We start from the raw sequence: 19,495 nt of genomic DNA, 5'->3' as shown, positions 1-19,495 counted from the left end.
TACATTAATAACGAATAATCATGCATTGAGGGTTGTGCCGTGGTGAAGGAACGTAGAACCGAACTGGTAGAGGGGTTTCGTCATTCTGTCCCCTATATTAACGCCCACCGGGGGAAGACGTTTGTCATTATGCTCGGCGGTGAAGCCATTGAGCATGAAAACTTTTCCAGCATTGTCAGCGACATTGGCCTGCTCCACAGTCTAGGCATTCGCCTGGTACTGGTCTATGGCGCGCGCCCGCAAATCGACGCGAATCTGGCCGAGCACAACCATGAGCCAACCTACCATAAACATATTCGCGTAACGGATTCCAAAACGCTTGAACTGGTGAAACAGGCCGCCGGTCTGTTGCAGCTGGATATTACCGCGCGGCTGTCGATGAGCCTCAACAATACCCCGTTACAGGGCGCGCACATCAACGTGGTGAGCGGTAACTTTATTATCGCCCAGCCGCTGGGTGTGGATGACGGCATTGACTACTGCCACAGCGGACGTATTCGCCGCATTGATGAAGAAGCGATTCATCGTCAGCTCGACAACGACGCGATTGTGCTGATGGGGCCGGTCGCCGTTTCAGTGACCGGTGAGAGCTTTAATCTGACTTCCGAGGAAGTCGCTACCCAGTTGGCGATTAAGCTCAAAGCTGAAAAGATGATCGGCTTTTGTTCATCGCAAGGGGTGTACAACGAGGCGGGCGACATTGTCCCTGAGCTGTTCCCGAACGAAGCGCAGGCGCGTATTGAAGAACTGGAGCAGGAAGGGGATTATCTTTCCGGCACCGCACGGTTCCTGCGCGGCGCGGTGAAAGCCTGCCGTAGCGGCGTGCGCCGCAGCCACTTGATTAGCTATCAGGAGGACGGCGCGCTGTTGCAAGAACTGTTCTCCCGCGACGGTATTGGTACGCAGATTGTGATGGAGAGCGCCGAGCAAATTCGCCGCGCCACCATTAACGATATCGGCGGGATTCTGGATCTGATTGCGCCGCTGGAGCAACAGGGGATTCTGGTGCGCCGCTCTCGCGAACAACTGGAAATGGAGATCGACAAGTTCACCATTATTCAGCGCGATAACACCACCATCGCCTGCGCTGCGCTGTATCCGTTCCCGGAAGAGAAGATTGGTGAGATGGCCTGCGTGGCAGTGCATCCGGATTACCGGAGCTCATCGCGCGGGGAAGTCTTGCTAGAGCGTATTGCGACGCAAGCGAAACAGATGGGGTTGAATCATCTGTTTGTGCTGACCACGCGCAGTATTCACTGGTTTCAGGAGCGTGGGTTTAAACCGGTTGATGTGGAGCTGTTGCCGGAGAGTAAGAAGCTTCTCTATAACTATCAGCGCCGGTCTAAGGTGCTGATGACGGACTTAGTGTAACCCCCGGGCTTGGAGCATGACCCTCACCCCAGCCCTCTCCCTGAAAGGGAGAGGGAGCGCACTGTACCCGTGTTTACATCCGACATCCAATTTAACACCCAGGCTTCGCACGGTTCCCTAGCCCCTTTGGGGAGAGGGTTAGGGTGAGGGGTATTCCGGCTCCGCACGGTTCCCTCGCCCCTCTGGGGAGAGGGTTAGGGTGAGGGGCATTCCGGCTCCGGGTTACGTCATCTCCGCAAAAATCGCCGCCAGCCCACTACGCCGCTCGGTACGCGTGGCAATCGCCTGCACTAGCAGATTCTCATCGGCATACATCGACAATCGCGCTTTCGCACGGGTAATCGCCGTGTACACCAGCTCACGGCTCACCACTGGCACAATCTGCGTCGGCAGCACCAGCGCTGCATTGGTGAATTCTGAACCCTGCGATTTATGCACCGTCATCGCCCAGGCGGTGTCGTGCTCAGGCAAGCGGCTTGGCTGCACCGATTTAATCGTGCCATCCGGCATCGGGAACCAGACACGCGTCCCCTGCCCTCGGTCTAGCGCAATGCCAATATCGCCGTTAAACAGCCCCAGCGCGCTGTCATTACGAGTGATCATCACCGGACGCCCTTCATACCAGCGAGAATGGCGCTGAGGGACAATCTGCCGATGGCGCGTCAGCAGCAGTTCAAACTGCGTATTCAACCCACTAACTCCCCACGGCCCTTCCCGCAGCGCGCAGAGGATTTGATATTCGCCAAACGCCGCCAGCACAAGCGCGGGGTCGGCTCGGTCACGCAACGACTGGAGATAATGACCGTAGCCCGCGCGCGCATCGTCAAGCATCGCGGCGTAATCGTCCGTGGTACGTAGCGCCTTGAGTTCAATATCGCTAAACCCACGCGTGAAGACCTCACTCACCGTTTTTTTATCACCCCGGTTCACTGCACCGGCCAGTTGCCCGATGCCCGAGTCGCTGCCAAAACGGTAGCTGGTGCGCAGCAGGCACAGGCTGTCGCGCAGCGCGCTTGCCGCATGTCCTTCACCGGCAGGCACGTCAGCACCGACGAGGCGACTAAGCTCAAGCGCGCGTTCCGCGGTATAGCCGTGGTTAACCCAGCTACAAATATCACCGAGCACGGCACCGGCCTCAACGGAGGCTAATTGATCGCGGTCGCCGAGGAAAATCACCCGCCCATGCGGCGGCAGCGCATCAATCAACCGTGCCATCATCGGCAGGTCAATCATTGAGGCTTCATCGACCACCAGCACGTCAAGGTGCAGCGGATTATCGGCGTGATAGCGCATTTTCTGGCTGCCGGGCTGTGCGCCCAACAGGCGGTGCAGCGTGCTGGCATCGCTCGGCAGCATCGCTTTTTGTTCGTCACTCAGGTTGAGCTTACGCAGCGCAGCACCTAGCGATTCGGTTAATCGCGCGGCGGCCTTCCCGGTCGGTGCGGCTAAACGAATACGGCACTTTTGTGTGCCGGACATCTGGACCAGCGCCGCCAGCAGTTTGGCGACGGTGGTGGTTTTCCCGGTGCCGGGGCCGCCGGAAATCACCGAAATACGCCGCGTCAGCGCCACGGCGGCTGCGACCTTCTGCCAGTCTACCGTGTCACTGAGCGGAAACAGCGCGTTCAGCGTGGCGGCAAGCTGTGGCTCGTCAACGGCAAACGGCGCCTGGGTGTCGCTAAAGAAGCGTGCCACGGTGAGTTCGTTGCGCCACATGCGGTTCAAATAAAGACGCTCACGGCTCAAAATCAGCGGCGATGGACGCTCACCCACACTCACCGCTTGCGAGGCAAGTAACAATGCTGACCAGTCTTCAGGTTCGCCCGCGTCGGCAAAGAGCTGCTGCCACAGTTCCCGTGCGCGCCCCTTTGGCTGCATCGCGGGCGTTAGATGGGAGAGCGGCAAACAGACGTGCCCTTCGCCGGTATCACGACTGAGCATCACTGCCGCCAGCATCACCGCCGGATGTTCATCCTGCGCCACCATCAGCGCAAACTGCACGTCCAGCGGGCGCAGCAGCTTGAGTTCTACAGCTTCTAATAAGCGTTGTTCCAGCGTCATGCATCCATCTCCTGTTCAACGCCAGCAAACAGCGCGTCCATTGCCGTAATCAGTTCGCGATCGGGCCGAGTCGTAAATATCCCCTGCTGCCCCGCGTCGCCGTCGACGCCGCGCAGGAACAGGTAAATCACGCCGCCAAAGTGACGCTCGTAGTCATAATCGGCAAGGCGATGACGCAAATAGCGGTGCAGCGCCAGGCTATAAAGCTGATATTGCAGGTCATAGCGGTGCGACTGCATCGCTTGCGCCATCGCCTGCTGGGTATAGGCTTCGCCGCTATCCCCTAAATGGTTGGATTTGTAGTCCAGCAGGTAGTATCGCCCGTCGTGGCGGAACACGAGGTCAATAAAACCTTTGAGCATACCGCGCACCTGACGGAAATCGAGTTCCGGGCAGCCTGCGGAGAGCGGGTCGTAGCGGCGGGTGAGCGCGTCCAACGCACGGGCGTCCAGCGTCGTTTCAATCGGCAGATAAAACTCCATCTCGACCTGTTTTTCCCGCGCACTCAGTTGGTTTAGGGCAATACCGGTATCCGCCAGCGGTGCTTCCAGTACCTGCGATATCCAGGCAGTCAGCACTGGCTCCCAGTGTTCGCCAAAGCCATTGTTTTGCAACTGTTCTTGCATCCATTCAGGTGAAATGGGCTGCGTGAAGTCGAGGTCTTCAAACAGGCTATGCAGGAACGTCCCTGGTGATGCGCCGCGCGGGAAGTTGTGCGGCGTCAGTTCCAGTTCAGGCAGCGTTTCGCCCGTGCCGACCGCGTCGATATCCAGACGCGGCAGCAGGTCCTGTGCCACGCTGTGCCCGCGCTGCTGCAAGCCGGAATAACTGGTGACTCGCCAGTCATCGAGTACGCGTCGCAATACCTGTCGCGCCGCCAGTTCTGGCATGGCGGCCTGCGTTGGCTGCCAGCGGGTATCATCCGGCGGCGTGGCGAGCGTGAGCGCAATATGTTCGTCGCACAACGCGCGTAGGCAAGCTTCAAGGCCCGCGGCATCCAGCACCTCGCCTTTTTGCAGCAACCGCCCCGGCGCACTGTGGTGTAATTCAGTATCGGTTGGTTTGTCGCTGCGTCGCGCGGTGAGTGGCGCAATGCCTAAGCTACAGTGCCAGACGGCGCGGGTTAACGCGACGTACAGCAGACGCAGGTCTTCTGCCAGTCGCTCAGCTTCGGCCAGCTCAAGGCTTTCGTCGCTTTCGTTAAGATCGAGTACCGCCGCAAAGGAGTTGCGGTCGTGGTAGAACGCCTGATTCTGCTTACGGAAACGGGCGATAAACGGTAGCCAGACCAGCGGATATTCCAGCCCTTTTGATTTGTGAATGGTGACAATCTGCACCAGGTGTTTATCGCTCTCCAGACGCATCTGCTGGCTGGAGGCATTGGTATCCGGCTCGGCAACCTGCTGATTGAGCCAGCGCACCAGCGCGTGTTCACTTTCAAGCTGGGTGGCGGCCTCTTGCAGCAGTTCGCTCAGGTGCAGGATGTCGGTTAAACGTCTTTCTCCGCCGTGAGTCGCCAGCAGGTTTTCGGCAATCGATCGGGCGCTCATTAGCGCGCGGAGCATCGGCATCACGCCGCGACGCAGCCAGGTATTGCGGTATTCCGTGAACTCTTCCACCAGCGCATCCCAGGCATTTTCATCCTGGTTTAGTTGCTCAATATCCCGGGCGTTAAGGCCAAACATCGCCGTTGCCAGCGCGCTGCGTAGGGCGTTTTCGCGCTCCGGCGTCAACACCGCTTGCAGTACCCACAGTAACTCCTGTGCTTCCGGGGTTTCAAACACGCTATCGCGGTTAGAGAGATAGACCGAGGGAATCGCCAGCGCGTTCAGTGCGTCACGAATCAGCGACGCCTCCTGGCGGTTACGCACCAGCACGGTGATATCGGAAGCCTGTACCGGCTGGGCCTTGTCGCCACGCCACAGTAACGCCGTACCACGCTGACCGCCGGTCAGCCAGTCGCGAATTTGTGCCGCGCACTGCCCCGCCATAAAGTTCTGGTAATCGCCTGCGCTGATGCCTTCTCCAGGCATCAGCCACAGGTTCATCGCCGGTTGGTTTTCGCCGTCAACCTCAAAGCGCAACGAGGCATTTTTGCTCGCTGATTTAACCGGCAGGAACGGAATGTCGCGGAACATAAAGGGATTATCAACCAGCCCGAACAGGCGGTTGACGCTCTCAACCATCCCCGGCGCAGAACGCCAGTTGGTGTCGAGGGTGTAATGCGCGGCCACATCGCCACGTGCGCGCATATAGGTAAAGATATCGGCGCCGCGGAAGGCATAAATCGCCTGTTTAGGGTCACCAATTAGCAGCAACGCGGTCTCCGGCTGCTGCCGCCAGATACGGCGGAAAATACGATATTGCTGCGGGTCGGTATCCTGGAATTCATCGATCATCGCCACCGGAAAACGCTGACGAATAGCGGCGGCCAGCGCATCACCGCTGTCACCATGCAACGCTTCATCAAGACGGCTGAGCATATCGTCAAAGCCCAATTCACCGCGACGACGTTTCTCCTGGGCTACAGCTTCACGGATCTCGGTCATCGCCTGGGCGATCACCAGATCGTTTAAGGTCAGCGGCGAGGCCAGCAGATGTTCGATTGCGCTAAAGAGGGGGTGCGTGGGGACTTCACCGCCCGCTTTGGTGCGCGAGGCAAGGAACGACTGGCTGAACTTTTCCAGCGCATCGGGAAGCTGATAGTTTTTGCTCTCTTCTTGTGCCCATGCAGTGATCTTGTCGATCCATTTTCCTTGGTTGCCCCGGTTAAACTTGCGACGATCGATAGCGGAATTTTCCAGCAGCGCATCCAGCTCAGCAACGTGCGTCAACCAGCGTTGTTTGATCTCGCTAATTTGCGTGAGGATCTGCTGATGGCGTGACTCCAGCGTTTCCGTATTGCTTATCGGCATTTTTAGCTGTGGGGCTTCACCTTGCAGATAGCGGTCGATCGACTTCAGCAGATCCTGCGGCCCTTTCCAGGACTCGACGATCACCTGTGCAATCTCGCGATCTAGCGGGTAGCAATGACGTCGCCAGAAGTCGGCGCAGGCCTGGTAACGCAGTTGGGATTCGTCTTCAATCAGCTGCTGTTCAAACAGCATACCCGACTCAAAAGCGTTAAGGCTAAGCATACGCTGGCAGAAACCGTGAATGGTAAAGACGGCGGCATCGTCCATCTGGCGCTCAGCCAATAGCAGAACGCTCGCCGCCTGCTGGAGGTCGTCGATTTCAGCCAGCAGGCTGGCGTAGAGAGGATTGTCAGTGGCGTTACGCAGGCAGGCGACGCGCAGTTCATGAATGTTGCTGCGAATACGTCCGCGCAACTCTTCGGTTGCCGCTTCGGTAAAGGTCACCACCAGCAGCTCTTCGACGTTCACCGGCCGGGGATAAGCGGCCTCGCCGCCCAGCCCCAGCAAGAGCCGCAGGTAGAGTGCGGCAATGGTGAAGGTTTTTCCGGTGCCCGCTGAGGCTTCAATCAGGCGCTCACCAAAGAGGGGCAAGCGCAGAGGATCAAGGGATTCAGCGGTTTCGGTCATTCGTTTTCTCGTCTCAAAGGTAAGGTTTGCTGCAACGCGGTAATGCTCTGCCACACCTTCCAGCCTTCAGGGTGCGCATAGTCAACTTTGCCATTCTGGCTACCGGAGACCTGCGACAGTACCGTCATACCTTGCGGTGCCACCACCGTCTGGTGGAAGAAGTCGGCCAGTTTCTGCGGCGTTAACAGCTTAATCTGGGCCACTACTTTAGCACGTGAATCGAAGGCCATATTACCGCGATCGAAATCTTTGCTCAGCTGCGAGGCTTCATCACCCAACGTTTGCGGTGCTTGCAGCATGTCGGCAATGACGGCCTGCTGGATCTGCGCGAACTCTTCTGGTTTCATTGCCCGCAGCTTTTGCTCAGCCGTCGGGAAGAAGGCCTTAAAGCGCTCCCACAGGAAAGCCGGTTGTTTTTCGTTGCTTTGCAGCAAGAATCCCATACCCCACTGGCGGCCCACGTTCATCGAGAAGGCAAACACCGCGTAGCCCAATTGCTCTTCGGTACGCAATTGGCTGTAGAACCACGGCTGGACGATTTGTGCCAATATGGCGCTTGCCGCCGAACTTGAGAACTCATCGACGTTTGGCGGAACAAATACCGCCGCCAGCGCGGAATCGGTGCTGCCACCCGCTTTTTCAAAGATAACGTTTTGCTGTTTATCAACAACAACATCTTTGTTACGGCACCATTCGTTACCGTGTGAACCAAGCTGTGACTGGACGTTACGCGCAAGCTTTGTCGATTGCTCGACGGAGAGGTTACCAATCACCATAAATTCAGGACGGCCACCGGCTTTTAGCTGGTCACGGTAGTCCATCACCTCTTTTAAGGTAATGGCTGGCAGCAAGGCTTTACGCTCTTCACGCTGGAAGTACGGGACCTGAGACAGCATCTGCACCGGCATAATCGCCTGTTCGTAGGCTTTGCCTTTCTCGGCAGAGTCCATCATTTGCTTGTACCAGGATTTCGCCTGCTCCAACTGTTCTTCAGTCGGCGTGTAGCTGAAATAGCCTTGTAACAGCGCATCGAAAAGCTGCGGCAGACGCTGGGTGTAGCCGTTGGCGTTGAGCATCAGACCGTTGTTGGCGCCGGTCGAGAAGCCTATCCCACCGACGGCGGCCTGGTTGCTTAACTGGTCAAGCGCAATGCCCGCCAGATAGTCGTTTAAGGCAAACATCACCTGGCTTTTGGCGCTGTCCATTGCCTGCGGATTACGCAGGATCATGGTGATATCAGCTTTCGGTTCACGGCTGAAATAGCGGCTCGGCATGTAGACCAGACGCAGGTTCGGCTCATCAATCACCAGCTTCGGATGCGTATAGCTTTTGTCGCTTTTAATCAGCGTGAAATCATCTGGAATATACGGATTAAGCTGCGGCAGACTCAGATTAATGCCGCTTGCCGCCTTCTGCCATTTGGCGAAGGTATCGGCGCTGATTTTATCAACCTGATAAGGCGCATCAACAAAGTAGGCCATTTTATTGTGCGGCTCTTGCGGGCTGATATACCAGATGCGCGCGTTCTGCGGCGTCATCATGGCCAGGCGATCTTTTACCGCCTGCGCATCATATTGATCGGCAATATTAACCGCATCGAGAGTGTGCTGAACCGGCACGCGGATCATGGTGTCTGCCAGCCATTCGACGTAGTCCATATTGCGGTTGATCGACGGGTAGCGGAAGTCGAGATCCAGCACGTGGGCCAGCTCATCGAAATCTTTTTTGTCGATGCCCTTTTGACGCATTAAATCGAGGTAGCTGAAGATAGCCGCCACCACGTCGTCGCGGTGGGCGAGGCCTTTGTCGGTTAAGGTAGCAGAAATCGCCAGTACGCCGCTGTTGCCGTTAACGACCGGGTCTGAGTCAGCGCGAATACCTTCTACCAGCCCCTGCTTTTGCAGCCAGTCGGATAAGGTGCCTGGGGTACGGTTGCCGATCATATAGGTGATCAGTTCGTCGGTTTTACTGCGGAACTGGGCAGAGTTGTTATCAATGCGGAACTCCACGCGCAGTACTTTACGCGGCAGTGCGGGCACGTAGTGAATCACAATGCCTTTTTGCGCATCGGTCACCACAGGAACGCTGATTTCCGGGCGTTCGATAGATTTATTCGGTACGCGGCCGTAGGTCTCGGCGGCAATTTTTGCCAGCTCCGGCAGCGGTTTATTGCTGTAAATGACCGCCTTCATCAGATTAGCGGAGTAGTACTTGTCACGAAACGCCCGCAGCGCGTCGTATACCGGGCTGTTCGGTTTATCGCTGAGCGTTTCGAAGTTACCACCGGAGAAACGTGCACCCGGGTGCGCCGGGTTAATGGTTTCGGCGCTAACCTGCGCCATACGCATCCCGTCACGGCTACGCGCCATGGTTAGCTCAGCGTTGACCGCATTACGTTCGCGGTCGACATATTTTTTATCCAGCAGCGGTGCGGCAATGGCATCAGCAAGGCGGTCAACGGCCCCTTGCAGCGCGTCGTTTTCCACTTCCAGATAGAAAGCGGTACGGTACGGCGCGGTACTGGCATTGTGGCTGCCACCGTGCATTTTCAGGAATTCAGCAAGGTTGTCAGGCTGCGGATAATGCTTTGAGCCCATCAGCGTCATATGTTCGAGGTAGTGCGCAAGGCCTGGATGAGAGTCCGGGTCTTGCAGCGAACCGACCGGCACCACCAGCGCGGACAGCGACTTCACCGCCTGCGGATCGGAGACCAGCAGGACAACCATATTGTTATCCAGCGTAATTGCTTGATATTGGCGGGGGTCTTTTTCGCTTTTGCGGATGGTTTCCTGAATCGGTTGCCATCCGGTGTCAGCCTGACCGACGGTCGCCCAGAAGGCGGTGACGAAAACAACAATACTCAACAAGAAACTGCGGGGCATTCACGGACCTCATCATTAACAAATACGACTGACAAATCTTAATGCTCATGCGGATAACCCGGCGAGCGCACCTCTCCGGGGATCCCCCGAACATCGGCAAACTGCCTTGTCCGGGCTACCTCTCATCAGTCCGTGACGCGTTGCGCATAATAATTGAACATCACAAGCTGCGCAATTTTTATACAATCATATCGACTGGTTAAAACGGAACACGGGGAGCAGATAGGGCGTTGTCTGTTCGATAATCGCCTCATACTGCGCAGGCTCCAGAGTGCGCCACAGGCGCTGGTACCAGACATCGGCCCCTTCACCCCTGACCACCATATTACCTTCGTACGCCTGCAAAAATTTACTGCGCGCTTTTTGCAGCGAATCGTCGTCTCTTAAGATGGCATCATTTTGGGCATCGTAACAGGCTTTTATCCACGCCCCGCCGCTCTCGGGTAAAAACAGTAGCGGCTGACACATGCCCTGACGATAACCTTCAACCAACTGCTCCAAGTAAGCTTTTGCTTCATCAACACAAAGGGCTGGGAAGCACCACTCACCCTCTTTTCTCAGCAGCAGTCGGCTTTCGCCATTGCCACCGCTAGCACAGTAGACAAGGTGTTCCAGCCAAAGTTGCATTCCTTGCGAAACGCTCAGCAGAGAGGGACGCCAGCGCAACAGTCCATTATCCTGAACCTGCGGTAACCAGCCGGTGATGTTAACGCCCGCGCAATCAAGGTCGATTTCCATGTTCTGCCCCGCGCGACGGCATTCAATCACTCGGTCAGCCAGCGCGGCCATCTCCAGGCGCTGTGCTTCCCAGGCAATTTCACCAAATGGGCCATACGGCAGTTCACCCGCAGCACGATAGCGGCGGTACATCGGCTCGGGTTCCTGCTGTTCGATCAGCGTATTGAGCAACTGTTGGTTTAGCTGATAGCGGGTGAGGCCCTCAAGCGTGAACGGCTCAGTGTCGGGAATATCGCTCTCTTCGCTGCGGAAGTTAACCTGTAGCCGCATCTGGAAGAAGGCGCGCACCGGGTGACGCCAGAAGCGCTGGAGCTGTTCTAATGTCAGCGTGGTGAACTCAAGCGGGGCCAGAGGCTGGATAAAATCGGCGTGTGCTTCGCCCTGCTGGCTTGCTGCTGCCAACCACTCACGGGCATAGCTTTGCTGTTCATTGGCCTGGTAGTTTTCAGCGTCAAACGGCATGCGGGTATGCTGGTGCATGATGTGGTTCTTCACCCGCCGTTCGCTCTCGTCGCAGTTGAGCCCTTCGTCGCCTTCAAGGCAATGGCTTTGGCCTATATAGTCAAGTAGCTCCTGCACCAGTACTGACGGATAGCGTTCGCTGTTGTCCTGAATTGAGCGGCCGATATAGCTGATATAGAGCGCTTTTTCCGCCGACATCATCGCCTCAAGGAACAGGTAGCGGTCATCATCACGACGACTACGGTCACCGCGCAGCGGCTTCTGGCTCATCAGGTCAAAGCCCAGCGGAGCCAGCGCGCGCGGATAGATACCGTCGTTCATTCCCAGCAAGCAGACCACTTTGAATGGGATAGAACGCATCGGCATCAGGGTACAGATATTGATTGGCCCGGCCAGGAAGCGTTGGCTAATACGTTCCTGGTCAAGACGCTGCGCCAGTTCGTCACGCAGCAGCGATAATGGCACTTCGCCCTCGTACTGCGACTGCACGCCTTGGGCGATAATCGCCTGCCACTGCTGCTCGATGAGCGTCAATGCCGCTTCGGTATCCTGATCTGGCAGGAAGAAGTCGTTGAGCATATCGCGGCATACCGGCAACCATTCATCCAGCGTGCGCGACTGCGTCAGCACTTGTCGCCAGCGGTTAAGCTGCATCAGCAGTGAAGCCAGATGCCCGACCAGCTCGGCAATCAGACCGCTGGACTCGTCATACGGCAGGACATCCTGCCATTCACCTTCGCGGCTCTCCATGGCATAACCCAGCAGCATACGTGTGAGACCAAAGCGCCAGGTGTGCTGTCCGGTCGCCGGAAGATCCAGTTCGCGGACATTATCGTCGTCCATACCCCAGCGTACGCCGGATTCATTAACCCACTGACGCAGGTGCAGTAACCCAGCTTCATCAACGTTGAAGCGTGCCGCCAGCACCGGAACATCAAGCAGCGCCAGCACATCTTCGCTAGTAAAACGACTGTCCGGGAGCGACAGTAGCGTGATGAATGCCTGCATTGCCGGGTGCGCCTGGCGTGCCCGACGGTCGGATATGGCGTACGGTAGATAGCGTTCGCCGGTAGCACTGCCGAATACGGCCTGGATAAACGGGCTGTAGCTGTCGATATCCGCCACCATGACGATAATATCGCGTGGCGTCAGCGTTGGATCCGCTTCTAACATTGCCAGCAGCTGGTCGTGTAATATTTCCACCTCACGCTGCGGGCTGTGGCAGACGTGAACGGTCAGGCTGCGGTCGTCTGATGCTAGCGGGCGCTTATCTACACTGCTGGCAAACTCTTCGGCGGTGCGCCCGGCGACGGCACCGTTTTTCAGTTCCAGTACGTCGTACTGCACATTGTGCAGCAGGTTGTCGGGCTCAATATCGACAAATGCATCCAGTTCCTGATAGCGCTCTAATCCAGCCAGCAGATAAATGTAGTCGCGCCCCAGCTTGCCCCAGGAGGCTAGCATCGGGTTGCCAACGTCCTGCTCGCCATCGTCGTTAAATAACCCCGGCGCACTGGTGGTGTCCTGGAACAGCGGTAGCTCTCGCTGTTCACGGTAGTGGCGGCGCTGTCGTGCCAGCAAGCGCGCCAGAAATGCCGGGTCTTTGATATCACCCCAATAGTAGCGACAAGGGTTGGTGAACAGCACGTAGATATCCACATGCTTGCCCAGCGCCTGTAGTGCTTGTAGATAGACCGGCGGCAGCGCGGAGATACCGCAAATAAACACCCGCGACGGCAACCCGGCAGGCGGTTCACTACTCTTTTCCAGGGTGTCGATAAAGCGTTGATACAGGTTAGCACGGTGCCACAACGGCTGGCCGAGCGCGGCGGTATGCTCCACCAGCGCTTTCCACAGCGGCGCTTGCCACTGCTGCGCATCGCCCACGCCATCGACCAATTCACCGGCCTCCCACTGTGTTAGCCACTGCGGGCGGTAGACCAGGTATTGGTCATAGAGGTCGGCCACGCGGGAGGCCAACTGGAACAGCTTGCGTTTATCGGCGTCGTCAGTCAGATAGTGGCGTAGTGGCGTGAAGGCTTCGTTATCCAGCATGCCCGGCAGCAGGGTCATCAGCTTCCAGCTCATACTCTGCTTATTGAAGGCACTTTCACCGGGGATTTCCGGCAGCACGCGGGTGAACATATCCCAGATAAAGCTCGCGGGCAGCGGGAAGTCAATATTGGCCGCAATACCAAAACGCGTAGAGAGCGTCATCTGGAGCCACTGTGCCATCCCGGTACTTTGGACAAGGATCATTTCAGGCTCGAACGGGTCAGCCAACCGGTCCTGCTCAACGATAAACTCCATCAATGCTTCCAGCACATCCAGACGGTTGGAGTGGTAGACCCGTAACATATTCGCTCCTGACTACTGACTGACCGGGCAATGCAGACGCATCATGCGCCCCTGCTTGCCCAAAGGGGTGGTAATAGTAGCATTGATGCTGACACAAGATTGTGATGATGTCTTTAGCCGCTGGCTGAGCCAGCTTTCTGGCAACGCGTTCGCCTGCAATTGCGTTTGTCCCCAGCCATAGCGCCACATCTGGCGATACTGGTTCAGTTGAAGACTGCTGGTCGCCAGCACACGATAGTAGCCTCCGAGCGCAGTTACGACGCTTATCATCAGGAACATAGCCAGTATCACTTCCGGCAGACTAAAGCCGCGCGGTGTTAATTTGCCTGACATAGCGTGGCCTCCGCTAAGGGGCAAAAATCGCTCCAGCCGTGCGGAGAAAAGTGCACTCCTCCCGCCGTCCACTTGCCTAACTGCCAGAGCCGTAGCGCCTCGTTTTGTGCTATCAGCAGCAGCGTGCCATTGGTAAAAAGCCGCAGACAGACGCGACTGGTATTATCGTAAGGCAAACATTGCTGCCCTACCGCGACCGTCCACGTCTGCACTTTTCCCCATTGCAAAGCCGAATGTACGCTCGCCATTTTGCGCAGCGCGCGGGCTTCATCATTGACCATCGCCAGTTGCTGACGTTGAGCCTGATTGAGTCCCTGCAACATCAGGCTGCCCAGGAGTAAAAGCATCAGCACCATCGCCAGAGAAGAGACGCCACGTTGACGATTCACAGGTTATACCCCGTCACGCCGTACTGCGCATTTGCCGTTTCACCGCGGCCAGTGGACGCCGACAGTACAATGGTAAATTCCGGCGGGAAGCCGCTGTGCGCAGTTTGCAGCACCTGAAAACCGGTAACCGTCATCGCCGCCGGTTCACTCATTTTGTCCCAGCCCTTCCCCTCGCAGGTCGTCGCTCCACGGTGTGTTTCCAGCGCGCCGGATTTCAGCCGAAAACCGATACTGTCAGCTTCATCAGCGGGTGATGTCTCCCATTGACCGTTACTATTGCCATCCCAGCGAACAATAAGGCAATCCCCCTTGGGAGTAAGATACAGGGGCTCTCCGTGACAACTATCGCCCGCACAATAGCCTGCGCGCTGTAGATGCTTCGCCACCGTAAACAGCTGCTGCCAGAGGTCATCTTCCAGCGTCTGCTGGCGCATCTGCTGCATGATACCGAACTGCAATGAGGGCAAGAAACGGGAAGCCCCCAGCAGAAGGATGCTGCTGATAGCCATCGCAATCAGCGTCTCAAGCAGCGAAAAACCCCGCATTAGCATGTTGCCGCCTCACACAGGCGCACACGCCCCCAACTGGATATCACGATGCTCCAGCTATCCGCCGCGTTTGAAAGCACAATGCTTCCCGCCCAGGCAGTGTTCCGCACGCCGAAGAAGGTCAGATTAGGCGTCATTTTGCTGAGACTGACCTGCGCCCATAGCGGCCTAAAAACCGCGGGGTTCCCCGATGGACAGTCTGTCAGAACCGTATCATCAGCAACCAGGCACCAGTACTGCGCCGTCCGGTTAACCCGCAGCCTGCGGTCGATGTTGTGCCAGTTCGCATCGTTTCTCAGATAGAGCAGGTAGTCACGTACCGCGCTGGCGGTTTGCCACAGGCGCTGCGATTGCTGCCAGCTTTGCCAACCATATAGGCCGGAGGCGCTGAGGATAAGCACCAGCGAGATAACGATTAAGGTTTCAATGAGGGTGTAGCCGCGTTGTCTGTTCATATTGGCGAGTATGCCGGGGGGAAAATCGTACCGCGAGGGGGTGATTTTGGTTTTACGTGAGGCTACGGAGAAAATCATGCGGGTTGCAGCAATGATGGAGGAGAATTGGAATGCTTCACGCAAAACGGGGCTATGGGTTCCCGGCGTCGCGTTGCGACGCTAGGCTACCAGACGCATAAAAAAACCGGTGCTTGTGAGAGCGCCGGTTTTTCGTTTTCCGCCAGGTTAAATCGCCACAGGCGCTTTAATCCCTGGGTGCGGGTCGTAACCTTCAATTTCGAAGTCGTCGAAGCGATAGTCGAAAATGGATTCGGGTTTACGTTTGATAACCAGTTTCGGCAACGCGCGCGGTTCGCGGGTCAATTGCAGCGCGGTCTGTTCCATGTGGTTGCTGTACAGATGGGTATCCCCGCCGGTCCAGACAAAATCACCCACTTCAAGATCACACTGCTGCGCCATCATATGCACCAGCAACGCGTAGCTGGCGATGTTGAACGGCAGGCCAAGGAACACGTCGCAGGAACGCTGATAGAGCTGGCAAGAGAGTTTGCCGTCCGCCACGTAGAACTGGAAGAACGCATGACACGGAGCCAGCGCCATTTTGTCCAGCTCGCCGACGTTCCACGCCGAAACGATGATGCGGCGCGAGTCCGGGTCATTTTTCAGCTGGTTCACAACGGTGGTTATCTGGTCAATGTGACGACCGTCAGGCGTCGGCCATGCGCGCCACTGTTTGCCGTAGACCGGGCCTAAATTGCCGTTCTCATCAGCCCATTCGTCCCAGATGCTGACGTTGTTTTCATGCAGATAGGCAACGTTGGTATCGCCCTGCAGGAACCACAGCAGTTCGTGGATAATGGAGCGCAGGTGGCAGCGCTTGGTGGTCACCAGCGGGAAACCGTCTTTCAGGTTAAAGCGCATCTGGTGGCCAAACAGGGAGACCGTGCCGGTACCGGTGCGATCATTTTTCGGGGTGCCCTCATCGAGCACCTTTTGCATCAGTTCAAGATACTGTTTCATGCTTCCTCAGGAAATCTGTTTCTGCGGACGGCGAAACGCCCAGACCATCATCATGATACCCACAAGCACCATCGGAATCGAAAGGATCTGACCCATGCTGATGTACTGTACCCATTCGCCGGTGAACTGCTGATCCGGCTGGCGGAAGAATTCACAGATGATGCGGAATAGACCGTAGCAAATCAGGAACAGACCGGAGACCGAGCCCGCCGGACGCGGTTTGCGGATAAAGAAGTTCAGGATCAGGAACAGCACAATCCCTTCCAGCGCCATCTCATACAGCTGGGAGGCGTGGCGTGGCAGCGAACCGTAGGTATCAAACAGGGTTTGCCATTCTGGATGGGATGGCAGCAGCGCGATATCTTCCGCTCGGGAGCCCGGGAACAGCATGGTGTACTTGAAGCTTGGGTCGACACGGCCCCAGAGTTCACCGTTGATAAAGTTACCCAGACGTCCACAACCGAGGCCGAACGGAATCAGCGGCGCAATGAAGTCAGAGACCTGGAAGAAGGTACGCTTAGTGCGTCGGGCGAAGATAATCATCACCACGATCACACCAATCAGGCCGCCATGGAACGACATTCCACCATCCCAGACGCGGAACAGATAGAGTGGGTCTTGCAGGAACAAGTCAAAGTTGTAGAACATGACGTAGCCGATACGCCCACCGAGGAATACCCCGAGGAAGCCCGCGTACAGCAGGTTTTCAACTTCGTTCTTAGTCCAGCCGCTGTTAGGGCGATTGGCGCGGCGCGTTGCCAGCCACATTGCGAAGATAAAGCCGACAAGGTACATCATGCCGTACCAATGCAGGGAAACCGGTCCGATGGAAAAAATTACCGGATCAAAGTCCGGGAAACGCAGATAACCACTATTCATCTGTCACCACAAGTGCTTGTTATTCCGCCGAAAAAGTGGACAGCGGTAGAGATGCGCGTCGTAGGCTGCAGACGCTCCAAAGTGGCGAATGATAGCACAAGGACGACGAGAGGTGATGCGGGGAAGATGTAAAAGATATGTATAAGGGCCGGAGCTTCCCCGGAGTCGGCGTAAACGCCTCGTCCGGGCTACCATATAGATTACAGGCCGCCGCGAATCAGGCCGCCCAGACCACGACGCTCCATAAAGGCGGCAACCTGATGACGGACTTCGGTCGCCATCTGAGCCTCAAGGCTACGTTGCGCCAGAGTTTGCGCGTCCTGAAGGTCGATATGACGTAGCAGATATTTAACACGCGGCACCGAGCGACCGTTCATCGACAGATGGCGGAAACCTAAGCCAATCAGGATGGTGACGCACATTGGATCTCCCGCCATTTCGCCGCACAGGCGCAGATCGAGACCATAGCGCTCCGCTTCCTGCACAATCATCGACAGCACACGGATCATGCCAGGGTGCAGACTGTCATACATACTGGCGACCCGTGTATTGTTACGGTCAACCGCCAGAACATATTGCGTCAGGTCATTGGTGCCAACCGAGATAAAATCGACGCGGCTTGCCAGATTCGGCAGCATAAAGATCATCGATGGAACTTCCAGCATGACGCCTAATCGCGGTTTCGGGATCGCATAGCCGATCATCTCTTCCACTTCGCGTCCCGCACGATCGATAAGACGACGCGCCTCATCCACCTCTTCCAGGTTCGTGATCATCGGCAGCAAAATGCTCAGATTGCCGGTTGCCGCATTGGCACGCAGCATGGCGCGCACCTGAACCAGGAAGATCTCCGGCTGATCGAGCGTAATCCGGATACCACGCCAGCCCAGACACGGGTTCTCTTCGCTTATCGGCATATACGGCAGCTGTTTATCCGCCCCAACATCAAGGGTACGCAGCGTCACGGGTTTATCGTTGAACATCTGCAACATGCCCTGATACTGCGCGACCTGCTCCTCTTCCGAAGGGAAGCCGCTTTGGAGCATAAAGGGAATTTCAGTACGGTACAGGCCGATGCCATCAATGCGCCGTCCCAGTTTCTGCTCGTGCTCGGGGCTTAAGCCCGCGTTGAGCATTACTTTGACGCGCTCGCCGCTTTTCAGCTCGGCCGGGCGCTCAACGTCCCCTTCCGCCAGGCGGCTGAGTTCGTTTTCTTCACTGATAAGGCGCTGGTATTCCTTCACCAGTATCTGTTCAGGGTCGACCAGTAGCTCACCGCGATAACCATCGACCACCAGCTGACGCCCATGGAGGATTGCGGGCTGGATATCGGCGCCCATCACCGTTGGGATCCCTAGGGCGCGTACCATAATGGCCGCGTGGGAGTTGGCCGCGCCATCGCGCACCACCACACCGGCTAAGCGATCCTGTGGCAGTTCGGCGAGCGTGGCTGCGGAGAGTTCATCCGCCACCAGAATAAAGCGTTCAGGCCAGGCATTAGCCCCGGTCGTGGTGTCGTCGAGATGGAACAACAGGCGTTGCCCCAGCGTGCGCAGGTCGCCTGCACGCTCCTTCAGATAGCCGTCACTTAGTGCGGCAAACTGTTCGGCAAACTTCTCGACAATTTTTTTCACCGCCCATTCCGCTACCGCGCCTTTGTCGACTTCGGCAAACAGTTCGCGGCGCAGGCTGGCATCGGACAGCAAGTGGGAATAGAGATCGAAAATTGCAGCGGTCTCTTTTTGCGCCCCGGCGGCAAATCGTTTGCTGTAGCGACGGAATTCGTTAGCGGCTTCTTCCAGTGCACCGGTCAAACGCTCACGCTCAAGCGCAGTATCCAGCGAGGAGGCTTCATATACCTGCTCCATGAGCGGCAGGGTGGCATCCATCCAGCCTTCCGCTATCGCCACGCCCGGCGAGGCAGGCAGCGCACGAATGCGCGTCTGACGATACTGGCCAAATAAGGCAGTAAGCTGAGACAACGAGAGGATCGCCGCCATCTGGGTTGCCAGCGTGACCAGGAAGGACTCTTCGCTTTCGTCGAATTGGCGTAGTTCACGCTGCTGTACCACCAGCACGCCCAGCAACTGGCGGCGCTGAATAATGGGTACGCCCAGGAAGGCGCGGAAACGCTCTTCTTTTACGGAAGGGATATATTTATAGCTGGGGTGTTTTTGCGCGTCGGCCAGGTTGATGGGTTCAGCCAGTCGGCCAACCAGGCCGACGATGCCTTCATCAAAGGCGAGCGTGATGGTACGACCGCGAGGCTTTTTGAGGCCACGGGTCGCCATCAGGTAGAAGCAGCGTCGATCGTTATCGGCAAGATAGACTGAACACACTTCTGTCTCCATGGCCTGGCAGACATCAGTGACCAGAATATCCAGCGCCTCGTTCAGACGAGGCGCACTCGCGACCTTCTCAACAATTTCGCGTAAGCGCGTGAGCATAATGTGCGTG

12 protein-coding genes are annotated in these 19,495 nt (G+C 56.9%); 1 reads left to right on the top strand and 11 read right to left on the bottom strand.

The genetic code is table 11. The features are described from left to right. The first annotated feature begins 39 nt into the window (after positions 1-39). Positions 40-1,371 (top strand): amino-acid N-acetyltransferase, encoded by a 1,332-nt coding sequence (argA, locus tag U0026_RS04810; RefSeq protein WP_062773310.1) that lies wholly within the window; start codon positions 40-42, stop codon positions 1,369-1,371. A 222-nt stretch (positions 1,372-1,593) separates the two neighbouring features. Here the strand turns inward: argA and recD are convergent, their stop codons facing one another. The 11 genes from recD to ptsP form a co-directional block, all read right to left on the bottom strand. Next, positions 1,594-3,432 carry an exodeoxyribonuclease V subunit alpha gene (gene recD, locus U0026_RS04805; RefSeq protein ID WP_062773307.1) on the bottom strand — a complete coding sequence of 613 codons (1,839 nt, stop codon included), beginning with the start codon at positions 3,430-3,432 and terminating at the stop codon, positions 1,594-1,596. Further along, a complete protein-coding gene (gene recB / locus U0026_RS04800) occupies positions 3,429-6,974 on the bottom strand; it encodes an exodeoxyribonuclease V subunit beta (RefSeq protein WP_062773304.1) in 3,546 nt (1,181 codons plus the stop codon). Before recB ends, recD begins: the two co-directional genes overlap by 4 nt. After that, entirely contained in the window at positions 6,971-9,856 is a 2,886-nt protein-coding gene (gene ptrA / locus U0026_RS04795; protein ID WP_062773301.1) for a pitrilysin, read from the bottom strand. Before ptrA ends, recB begins: the two co-directional genes overlap by 4 nt. 186 nt (positions 9,857-10,042) lie before the next feature. Continuing rightward, positions 10,043-13,414, bottom strand: coding sequence for an exodeoxyribonuclease V subunit gamma (recC, locus tag U0026_RS04790; RefSeq protein ID WP_062773299.1), 3,372 nt, complete (start codon positions 13,412-13,414; stop codon positions 10,043-10,045). Between the two features lie 12 nt (positions 13,415-13,426). After that, positions 13,427-13,747: a prepilin-type N-terminal cleavage/methylation domain-containing protein gene (locus tag U0026_RS04785; RefSeq protein WP_062773296.1), complete on the bottom strand. Its 321-nt coding sequence runs from the start codon at positions 13,745-13,747 to the stop codon at positions 13,427-13,429. After that, a complete protein-coding gene (locus U0026_RS04780; protein ID WP_062773293.1) occupies positions 13,732-14,136 on the bottom strand; it encodes a DUF2509 family protein in 405 nt (134 codons plus the stop codon). Before U0026_RS04780 ends, U0026_RS04785 begins: the two co-directional genes overlap by 16 nt. Next, positions 14,133-14,687, bottom strand: a complete 555-nt coding sequence (locus U0026_RS04775; RefSeq protein WP_062773290.1) for a prepilin peptidase-dependent protein — start codon at positions 14,685-14,687, stop codon at positions 14,133-14,135. Before U0026_RS04775 ends, U0026_RS04780 begins: the two co-directional genes overlap by 4 nt. Further along, entirely contained in the window at positions 14,681-15,139 is a 459-nt protein-coding gene (locus tag U0026_RS04770) for a prepilin peptidase-dependent protein (RefSeq protein WP_062773287.1), read from the bottom strand. The genes U0026_RS04775 and U0026_RS04770 overlap by 7 nt, the downstream gene beginning before the upstream one ends. 225 nt (positions 15,140-15,364) lie before the next feature. Continuing rightward, on the bottom strand, positions 15,365-16,159 hold the full coding sequence (gene thyA / locus U0026_RS04765; protein ID WP_062773284.1) for a thymidylate synthase: 795 nt from the start codon (positions 16,157-16,159) through the stop codon (positions 15,365-15,367). Between the two features lie 6 nt (positions 16,160-16,165). Then, positions 16,166-17,038: a prolipoprotein diacylglyceryl transferase gene (gene lgt / locus U0026_RS04760; protein WP_062773281.1), complete on the bottom strand. Its 873-nt coding sequence runs from the start codon at positions 17,036-17,038 to the stop codon at positions 16,166-16,168. A 200-nt stretch (positions 17,039-17,238) separates the two neighbouring features. Continuing rightward, the gene (gene ptsP, locus U0026_RS04755) at positions 17,239-19,485 is read right to left on the bottom strand and encodes a phosphoenolpyruvate--protein phosphotransferase (protein ID WP_062773278.1); all 2,247 of its coding nucleotides are present in this window, start codon (positions 19,483-19,485) and stop codon (positions 17,239-17,241) included. Positions 19,486-19,495 lie beyond the last annotated feature (10 nt).

Source organism: Kluyvera intermedia (assembly GCF_034424175.1).
GTDB classification, from domain to species: Bacteria; Pseudomonadota; Gammaproteobacteria; order Enterobacterales; family Enterobacteriaceae; genus Kluyvera; species Kluyvera intermedia.
The sequence above is the reverse complement of the archived record's forward strand: the minus strand, read 5'-3'. Positions and strand labels throughout refer to the sequence as shown.